Annotated in this window: 8 protein-coding genes and 1 pseudogene; 4 read left to right on the plus strand and 5 right to left on the minus strand. The window is 73.7% G+C overall.

Translation table 11 applies throughout. The features are described from left to right. Nucleotides 1-188: 188 nt before the first annotated feature. Nucleotides 189-1,640, plus strand: a complete 1,452-nt coding sequence (locus AC1WTP_RS31400; protein WP_481652857.1) for an LVIVD repeat-containing protein — start codon at nt 189-191, stop codon at nt 1,638-1,640. A 92-nt stretch (nt 1,641-1,732) separates the two neighbouring features. On the opposite strand, the gene AC1WTP_RS31405 is transcribed toward AC1WTP_RS31400, so the two are convergent. Continuing rightward, complete coding sequence (locus AC1WTP_RS31405; RefSeq protein WP_481652858.1) at nt 1,733-1,954, minus strand: DUF2188 domain-containing protein; 222 nt, start codon at nt 1,952-1,954, stop codon at nt 1,733-1,735. Between the two features lie 101 nt (nt 1,955-2,055). On the opposite strand from AC1WTP_RS31405, the gene AC1WTP_RS31410 reads away from it, so the two are divergent. Continuing rightward, nucleotides 2,056-3,060, plus strand: coding sequence for a linear amide C-N hydrolase (locus tag AC1WTP_RS31410; protein ID WP_481652859.1), 1,005 nt, complete (start codon nt 2,056-2,058; stop codon nt 3,058-3,060). A gap of 35 nt (nt 3,061-3,095) precedes the next feature. On the opposite strand, the pseudogene AC1WTP_RS31415 reads toward AC1WTP_RS31410, so the two are convergent. Next, a pseudogene (locus tag AC1WTP_RS31415) lies at nt 3,096-3,341 on the minus strand (sigma-70 family RNA polymerase sigma factor); the annotation flags it as partial. A gap of 291 nt (nt 3,342-3,632) precedes the next feature. Next, nucleotides 3,633-4,565 carry a PfkB family carbohydrate kinase gene (locus AC1WTP_RS31420; protein ID WP_481652860.1) on the minus strand — a complete coding sequence of 311 codons (933 nt, stop codon included), beginning with the start codon at nt 4,563-4,565 and terminating at the stop codon, nt 3,633-3,635. Between the two features lie 192 nt (nt 4,566-4,757). On the opposite strand from AC1WTP_RS31420, the gene AC1WTP_RS31425 reads away from it, so the two are divergent. Beyond that, complete coding sequence (locus AC1WTP_RS31425) at nt 4,758-5,501, plus strand: hypothetical protein (RefSeq protein WP_481652861.1); 744 nt, start codon at nt 4,758-4,760, stop codon at nt 5,499-5,501. After that, a complete protein-coding gene (locus AC1WTP_RS31430; RefSeq protein ID WP_481652862.1) occupies nt 5,498-5,842 on the plus strand; it encodes a winged helix-turn-helix domain-containing protein in 345 nt (114 codons plus the stop codon). The genes AC1WTP_RS31425 and AC1WTP_RS31430 overlap by 4 nt, the downstream gene beginning before the upstream one ends. A gap of 28 nt (nt 5,843-5,870) precedes the next feature. On the opposite strand, the gene AC1WTP_RS31435 is transcribed toward AC1WTP_RS31430, so the two are convergent. Together AC1WTP_RS31435 and AC1WTP_RS31440 are read right to left on the minus strand one after the other, a co-directional pair. Further along, entirely contained in the window at nt 5,871-7,484 is a 1,614-nt protein-coding gene (locus AC1WTP_RS31435) for an asparagine synthetase B family protein (protein WP_481652863.1), read from the minus strand. Between the two features lie 5 nt (nt 7,485-7,489). Continuing rightward, nucleotides 7,490-8,458, minus strand: coding sequence for a hypothetical protein (locus tag AC1WTP_RS31440; RefSeq protein WP_481652864.1), 969 nt, complete (start codon nt 8,456-8,458; stop codon nt 7,490-7,492). Nucleotides 8,459-8,684: the final 226 nt, after the last annotated feature.

Genomic DNA, 8,684 nt, shown 5'->3' on the forward strand with positions numbered 1-8,684 from the left:
CGGGCGGCACTGTGACAATCGGTCGGGCCCGCAGCCTCCGACTGGTCATGAGCCGACCGCCTCCGGTCGAGGTCACCGCGATGGCGCCCATCGACGGCGGGGCTATCCTGTGACTCATCTCACATCGACGGCCGTCATCGGGCGGTAAGGTGTGGACAATCGCCACCCCCCTTGCGAAGGGCTCGCCGATGATCAGATTCCCCACGCCGCGGACCCGGCAGCTCAAACTAGTGAGCCTCGCCGCGGCCGGCCTCCTCCTCGCCAGTGTGGTCACCGCGCCACCGAGCAGCGCCCAGGCCACCCCGCAGCCGGCGACCGCCGGCACAGTGGACAGCACCAACACCATCCCCGGCGTCGACGAGATCGTCAGCAGCCCCAACCTGCGACAGGTCGCCAACCTGCCGAAGCAGGCCCCGCTGGACGCGACCAACAGCGACCTGGCCTTCCAGGGCAGGTACGCCTTCGCCGGCAACTACAACGGCTTCGTCGTCTGGGACATCTCGCGGCCGAGTGCGCCGACCACCGTGGCGTCGGTGTACTGCCCGGGGTCGCAGAACGACATCTCCGTCCACGATGACCTGCTCTTCCTCTCCACCGACTCGCCGCGCAGCGACGACTCGTGCAGCAGCACCGAGGTGCAGCGGCCGGAGACGAAGTGGGAGGGCATCAAGATCTTCGACATCAGCGACAAGGCCAACCCGCGCTACATCAAGTCGGTGCAGACGGCCTGCGGCTCGCACACCCACACGCTGGTGCCGGCCAAGGACAACCGGTCGGTCTACCTGTACGTGTCCTCGTACGGGCCGTCCGACACCTACGTCGGCTGCCCGCCGCCGCACGACTCGATCTCCATCATCAAGGTGCCGCTGAAGAAGCCCACCCAGGCGGCGGTGGTGGCCATGCCGAACCTCTTCCCGGACGGCGGGTACGAGGGCATCCCGGGCCAGAAGTCGGCGACCACCGGTTGCCACGACATCACCGTCTACCCCGCCAGGGACCTGGCCGCCGGCGCGTGCATGGGCGACGGCATCCTGATGGACATCCGCGACCGCGAGGCGCCCCGGGTGATCAACCGGGTCCGGGACACGACCAACTTCGCGTTCTGGCACTCGGCCACGTTCAACAACGCCGGCACCAAGGTGGTCTTCACCGACGAGCTGGGTGGCGGCGGCGCCGCGACCTGCAACGAGACCGTCGGCCCGAACCGGGGCGCGGACGCCATCTACGACATCACCGGCCGCGGTGACGACCGGACGATGGTCTTCCGCAGCTACTTCAAGATCCCGCGGAACAACGCCGACACCGAGAACTGCGTCGCGCACAACGGCTCGCTGATCCCGGTGCTCGGGCGGGACATCATGGTCCAGGCGTGGTACCAGGGCGGCATTTCGGTGTGGGACTTCACCGACTCGGCCAACCCGAAGGAGATCGCGTTCTGGGAGCGCGGCCCGATCTCGACGGAGCGGCCGGTCGGCGGTGGCTCGTGGTCCGCGTACTACTACAACGGCCACATCTACTCCAACGACATCGCCAAGGGCTTCGACGTGCTGAAGTTGACCGACTGGCGGACCTGGACGGCCGAGCTGGTCCGGTTCCGCGAGCTGAACGTGCAGACCCAGCCGCGCTACCTCGGCTGGTAGGCCGCACGACACACAGAACCGGGCCCGGCCCCCACCTGAGGGGCCGGGCCCGGCCACGTCCGCGGCCCGTGGTGCCGCTCCGCGACCGCCGCTCAGCCCGCCGGGGGGTACGGGTCGTTCTGGTAGGTGTACTCCGTCTCGATCTTCCCGTCCGCGTTGTGCACGACGAGTTGGCTCGGCTCGTTGCCGTGCGCCGCCTTGCGGCCCGCCTCGACGGCACGCTGCTTGGTGTCGAAGGTGCCGACGACCTGGTTGCCCTGCTCGACCTTCCAGCCGCCGCTGTTCGGTACGACGTGGTATTCGTTGCGCTTCATGCCACCTGCCTCTCGTTCGTGGCGATTCAGGTACCCAGCTCCCCCGCGCCGAAACCGGGACGGTGGACAACCGTCTATCGCTGCCATAGCGTCCAACGGATATGCGGAGGACTCTGTGGGGCGCCGGCGTCGCCCTGGCGCTGGCCGTGACCGCCTGTTCCACTGCCGTACCGCCCGAGCCCGGGCCAGGCGTCCCGGCCGCGACCGGCACGCCCATCGCCTCCCGCCAGGACGCGGGCCAGGTCGAGCAGACCCTGGCCAGCCTGCGCAGGGTCGACGACCTGCCGCTGTACGAGATGACCTACGTCGGGGCGTACGAGCCGACGGTTGGCACGGACGCCAGCCCGGGAGCCAAGCCGTTCGGCTGCTCGCTCTTCGTCGCCGCGGGTGACCCCGGCCGGCCGCTGTTCGCCCGCAACTTCGACTGGGATGCCAATCCGGCGATGGTGCTGCGCACCGACCCACCGGACGGCTACGCGAGCATCTCCGTGGTGGACATGTCCTACCTCGGAGTCGGCGCCGACCCGACGAACGACCGGCGGCTGCTCAACGCCCCGCTGCTGCCCTTCGACGGCATGAACGAACGCGGCCTGGCGGTGGGGCTGGCCGCCGACGACGCCGCCCGGTCCGACCGCGACCCGGGCAAGCCGACCGTCGGGTCGGTACGCATCCTGCGGCTGGTGCTCGACCGGGCGGCCACGGTGGACGAGGCGGTGGCGGTCTTCAACCGGTACAACGTGGACTTCGACGGCGGGCCCCCGCTGCACTACCTCGTCGCCGACGCCACCGGCGCCTCGCTGGTGGTCGAGTTCACCGACGGCCGGATGCGCGTCGAGCGGGGGGCGGGCGGCTGGCAGGCGCTGACCAACGTGCCGGTCGCCGGGGTGCCGGAGCAGCGCCGGCGGGAGGACCACCGTTACGGGGTGATCGCCGAGGCGCTCAGCCGCAGCGGCGGGGTGGCCGACGCTCCGGCCGCCTTCCAGATCCTCGCCGACGTCCGCCAGGCGCACACCCGCTGGTCGGTGACGTACGGCCTGCGCAGCGGCGAGGTCCGGCTGACCACCGCCGCCGGTGGCGAACGCCGCTACCAACTGCCGGTGAGTTGAGCGGGTCGGCCTACCCGGCCGTCGCGGCCGTGCGGCCCGGCCGGGCCGAGGTCCATGGCGAGGGCCCGGCGGCGGGCGCCGCGCAGCATGTCCAGGCACACGTTCGTGGCGATGCGGTAGAGCCAGGTGCGCAGCGACGCCCGCCGCTCGTCGTAGCGGTCGTACGACCGCCAGGCGCGCAGCAACGTCTCCTGGACCGCGTCCTCGGCCTCGAAACCGGACCCGAGCATCCGGTAGCAGTAGCCGGTCAGCTCGACCCGGTAGGTCTCCAGCCGCGCCACCCCGCCCGTCGCCCCGCTCTGCGCCGGCTGGCGGGTACGCGAGGTGGTCGCGCACACCACGATGCCGTTCCGCACGTCGCTCGCCCGGGCAGTGCTGGAGCTGGCCAGGGCGCGCGGGAACGTCAACCGGATGGCCGACCGGCGCGCCCGCCGCGACGCGGCCCGGTTGCCGGCCGAGAGCCTGCTGGCCGCGCTGCGCGACAACGTCGCGCAGTCCTGCGGCGGGGTGGCCGCGGCCGCTACCCCGCCCCCGGGTCGGCACCGCGACGCCGCCGGCCGGTGGTGGGCGGGTCAGCGGTCGGGAATCCGGTCGAGCTGGTCACGGATCGCCTCGGGGGTCAACGACGGACGCCCGCCCGGGTGGCCGACGGTGGCGCCGGCCGCGGCGACGGCGTGCCGGGCCACCCGCTCCCGGGGCTCGCCGCGGAGCAGCCCGAGGGTGAGCGCGGCGAAGAAGGCGTCCCCGGCTCCGGTGCTGTCCACCGTGGGTGTCTCACTCAACGGCACGAACAGCTCGCCGTCGGGCCAGACGAACGCGTTGCCGGCCCCGGCCACCTCGACGGCCAGCAGCGACGGGCCGCGCCGCAACAGCTTGCGCCCGGCGGCCAGCCCGGCCTCGGCGTCCGCCGGCTCGTCGCCGGTGAGCAGAGCGACCTCGCGGGCGTCCGCCCGCAGCACGTCGGCGAGCGTCAGCAGGTCGTCGGCGGCGGCCGGATCCTCGGGCGCCCCGTCGAGCACCACCAGCCGGTCGGCGGACCGGGCGGTCCGGGCCGCGGCGAGCGCCGCCGCCGATGGCTGCTGCAACTGCACCAGCACGGCCCGCGCGGCCCGCAGCGCGTCGGCGGCGGTGGCCACGTCGTCGGGGGTGAGCAGGACCGGGTCGGGCAGGTCCTCCAGGTAGCGCCAGCGGGCCTCCCGGTCGACCAGGTCGACGATCAGCCCGGTGCGCGTTCCGGGGCGGCGGAGCACCGTGCCGACCTCCACCCCGTCGGCGCGGGCCTGGGTGAGCAGCCGCTCCCCCACCTCGTCGTCGCCGACCACCCCGAGCAACCCGACCCGCGCGCCGAGCTGTGCCAGGCCGACGGCCTGGTTGGCGCCCTTGCCACCGAGCAGTTCGCGGCGGCACCGCACCGCGGCGCCGCCGCCGGCCGGCGGCAGCTCGTCCACCTGCACCACGAGATCCCGGGCCACCTGCCCGACCACCAGCACGTCCAGTTCCGCCATGTCCGGCTACTACCCCGGCCGGCGCCGGCCACGCCCGGCACGGGCGGCCGCCCACGCCCCGCTGCCGGGTCGTGCCGGCGGCCGCCGTGCCACCGGTCCGGCGCACGGGGCGGGCCTTGCCAGCGGGCGGCGCCGACCATAAGCTTTGCGTTGCAAAGCTGTCGCTGTCGCAAAGCCAGACAGGGGTACGTCATGGAGCCCGGCGCCACCGAACAAGCCGAAGACACCCTCGCCGCCCTGGAGCGGTTGCGTCGACGCACCCGCCGGCGCGCCCACGGCGGCGCCTGGCTGCCCGCCCTCGGCGTCGCCGCGCTGCTGCTGGCCAGCATGGCGCTCTACCGGCACCCGCTGGCCTCCCCCACGTCCATCGTGGCCGAGCATCCCTGGTGGGCGGGGCTGCCCGACGAGCAGCGCAGCCCGGTGGCCTCCTACGCGTTCTGGTTCGTCGGCACGCCGCTGCTGTTCGCCGGCGTCGGCCTCTGGTACCGCTGGCGCGCCCGCCGGCTCGGCGTACGGGTGGCGTGGCCGCTCTTCGCCGGCACCGGGCTCGGGGTGCTGGCCCTGCTGGCGGTGCTCGCCGCGGTGCCGACCGGCCCGGTGGCCGACGGGCTCACCACGCCCGACGGGCCGTACTGGCCCGGGCTGCTCACCCCGCTGCTGCCGCTCGCCGCCGCGGTCGTGGTGCTCGGCCGGGCCGAGCGCAGCGCCGGCCTCACCGCGGCCGGCGGGTGGATGGCCCTGCTCACGGCCTGGCTCTGCACCTCGTTCCCGCTGGGCGCGCTGCCCGGCTGGGCCGGCCGGCTGCTCGGCGGCGACGGCGGCCTCGGCGGCCAGCTCGCGCTGCGGCCCGGCCACTTTCTTGTCCTGATGGCGCTCCCCCTGCTCGCGGTCGCCGCCATCCGGCTGGTGTCCGGCCGCCGCCCGGACCGCGCGTGACGCGGCAGCAGCCACCGCACCCCGCCACCGCCCTGGACGACGTCGTCCACCAGCGGGTCCGGCTGGGCATTCTCACCGTGTTGAGCGAGGCGCAGGAGTGCCGGTTCGCGGTCCTGCGCGACGAGCTCGGGCTGACCGACGGCAACCTCAACCGGCACCTGCGCATCCTGGAGGAGGCCGGGCTGCTCCAGGTGACGAAGGGCTACGAGGGTCGCCGTCCGTGTACCTGGGTGCGGTTGACCCGGCAGGGCCGGGCCGCGCTGCGCGCGGAGGTCTCCGTGCTGGAGCAGCTGGTCACCCGGATCCGCACCGCCACGAACCGGCCGGACGCCGACGCCTGAGCGCGGGCCGCGAACCCGGGAGGGTCACTCACCCCGGCAGCGGGGCTTCCTCGTCGCCGCGGGTGCGGCGGGGGCCGACCAGCCGCCGCACCACCGGCGCGGCGTTCCACTTCGCGGCGCCGACCAGGTCACGGGCGTGCTCCAGGACGGTGTAGTCCGGCCGCGCCCGGCCGGCCGCGAGGGCCCGGTCGAGGTCGTTGCCGCAACGGGTGAGCACGGTGTCGAAGTCCCGCCGGACCGGTTCCAACAGGTGGTAGCCGAACTGGCGGTGCAGCCGGGCGAAGAGCGGCTTGTAGAGCCGGGCCCGCTCGTGCAGCCCCGACGAGTAGGACATCGGGTTCTTCGGCCGCCGCCGGACGTAGTCGGGCAGCAGGTCGGCGAAGGCCCGCCGGACGATCCACTTCTCCTGGCCCTCGCGCAGCTTCAACCCGATCGGCAGCCGCATCGCCAGCTCCACCACCCTCAGGTCGAGGAACGGCACCCGGGCCTCCACCCCGTGTCCCATGCTGGTCCGGTCGACCCGCTGCAACTCGGTCCGGTACAGGTTGCGGATCCGGTGCAGGAAGAGCCGGCGGGACGCTTCGGGGCCCACCTCGTGATACATCGGGTAGCCGCCGAACAGCTCGTCCGAGCCGTCCCCGGTGAGCACCACCTTGACACCCAGCTCGCGCAGCCGGCGGAAGATCGGCACGGAGACCACCGCGTTGATGATGTCGCCGTACTCGGTCAGCTCGGAGATCCGGATCGCCTCCCGGATGTCGGCCAGCCGGATGTCGCGCGGGCGCAGCTCGACCACCTCGTGCGGCACGCCCAGGTCGGCCGCGAGCCGCCGGGCGTACGCCACGTCCGGGCTCTCCGGCGCGCCGACGGTGACCGCGACGCAGTCCGGGTGCATCTCGCGTACGTGCAGCAGGGCAAGCGAGCTGTCCAGCCCGCCGGAGAGCACCACCCCCACGGTGAGGTCGGTGTCCACCCGAGCCCGGATGCTGTCGGTCAGCGCGGCACGGACGAGCAGGGCGGCCACGTCCGGGTCGTCCACCACCGGCAGCCCCTCGCCCAGCCGGAGCAGGTCGACGTACGGGCGCAGCAGGACCGGCCCGTCGGGATCGGCCCAGCCGTGGTGCCCGGGCGGCACCTCGGCGATCGGGGTGCCGTGCCCGACCAGCGCCTTGACCTCGCTGGCGACGTGCAGGCAACCGGGCGTGCGGGTCCAGTAGAGCGGCTTCACCCCGAGCGGGTCGCGGACCAGGTAGGCGCGACCGGTGGCGCGCTCCACGACGGCGAATGCGTACTCGCCGCGCAGCCGGCCCACCATCCCCTCACCCCACCGCAGGAACGCGGCCAGCACCACCTCCGTGTCACTGGCGCTGCGGAACCGGTACCCGAGCCGCGTCAGCTCCGCGCGCAGCTCGTGGTGGTTGAAGACCTCGCCGGTGTAGCAGAGCACCCATCGCTGGTCGACGGACGTCCACGGCTGCACCGCCCGCTCCCGGTCCACCACCGGCAGCCGCCGGACGCCGGCGAGCAGGCCGTTCTCGTACCGGGTCTCGGTGACCTCGCCGCGCGACGCGAGCAGGGCGAGCATCCGCCGGAAGATCGCCGGGTCGGCCTCCGGGCCGAGGCTCAACACGAGGCCGCACATCCCGCTCAGACCCCCATCTCGGCTTCGTACGCCCGCCGCAGCCGCCGCCGCACCCCGGGCGCCAGGCAGACGTGCCAGGCCTGGCCCTCGTCGACCACGTTGACCTCGCCGGCCTGCTGCCGGGCCAGCAGCAGCCCGGCCAGGGTGCCCCGGACGCCGAACCGGTCGAACCAGGCCATCTCCACGTCGGCCGCCCAGCCGAGGCAGTGACCGCTGGGCACCATGGCGGCGTAGCCGAGGCGGCGCAGCCGGTACTGGTGCTCCGCGCTGCGGACCAGGCTGGTGACCCAGAGCGGGGGGGTACCGGGCGGGGTGCTCGCGGCGAACTCGCGGCTGAGGTCGTTGAGGAAGGCGATCACCTCCCGCCGGGCCCGGCGGAACAGCAGCCCGGCGGTGCGCGGGGTGGCGTCCGGGCGCAGCCGGCGGCGCAGGGCGTGCACCCCCCGCCCAAGCACGGTGCCCGGCTGCTCCCGGTAGCGGAAGCGGAGCAGGCCCCGCCGGCGCAGCCACTCCAGGTCCACCAGCTCGGTGCTGCCGTTGACCTGCGCGTCGGTGAGGTAGGTGGGGGCGTCGCGCCACCACATCACGTCGATGCGGGAGAGCAGGTAGATCCGGACCAGGGCGGTCAGGTCGGCCGCGGAGCTGCGCTCGTTGGGCTGGTAGCGCGCCATCTCCAGCAGCAGCGTCTCGCGGGCGCCCACGAAGCCCTGCGGCGTGGCGTCGAGCACCGCGGCGATCGCCGGTTCGCGTAGCCGGGCGTCGATCAGCACCTGCCGGGCCGCGGTGGAGGGCGCCCCCGCCAGGGCCCCGACCTCGACCAGCAGCTCGGCCACGGCGTCCCGGTAGGCATCCAGGTCGGGACCGGAGGACGGGACGGTCCGGCGCGCCGCGGTCGGCGGTCGGCGCCGGGCGGGGGCGGTGGACGTGGCGGGCGGACCGGGCTGGTGTCCCGGGCTTCGGCTGGGCACGCGCATGGTCGGTCTCTCCCGTCACGTAAACGGTGGGCACCCTCTGTGGCACACCGTAAACAGCCGGACCGGGCCAAGTCCGAACAATCCTCCTATCTTCCTCGGAAGGGATACGAGCAGGCAGGACGGCCGCCGGGCGGCCGACAGGGGACGAACCGCTAGACGAGTAGTTCCGAATCCCGGTCAGTGGTCGTAGGCGATCAGTGACCGGGTGACGGGTGCGCCGGTCTTG

The sequence above is a fragment of the Micromonospora sp. R311 genome, from assembly GCF_056780015.1.

Coding starts and splice junctions, on each gene's coding strand:
- AC1WTP_RS31440 (WP_481652864.1), bottom strand. CDS start 8,458: ATGCGCGTGCCCAGCCGAAGCCCGGGACACCAGCCCGGTCCGCCCGCC.
- AC1WTP_RS31405 (WP_481652858.1), bottom strand. CDS start 1,954: ATGAAGCGCAACGAATACCACGTCGTACCGAACAGCGGCGGCTGGAAG.
- AC1WTP_RS31435 (WP_481652863.1), bottom strand. CDS start 7,484: ATGTGCGGCCTCGTGTTGAGCCTCGGCCCGGAGGCCGACCCGGCGATC.
- AC1WTP_RS31400 (WP_481652857.1), top strand. CDS start 189: ATGATCAGATTCCCCACGCCGCGGACCCGGCAGCTCAAACTAGTGAGC.
- AC1WTP_RS31410 (WP_481652859.1), top strand. CDS start 2,056: ATGCGGAGGACTCTGTGGGGCGCCGGCGTCGCCCTGGCGCTGGCCGTG.
- AC1WTP_RS31420 (WP_481652860.1), bottom strand. CDS start 4,565: ATGGCGGAACTGGACGTGCTGGTGGTCGGGCAGGTGGCCCGGGATCTC.
- AC1WTP_RS31425 (WP_481652861.1), top strand. CDS start 4,758: ATGGAGCCCGGCGCCACCGAACAAGCCGAAGACACCCTCGCCGCCCTG.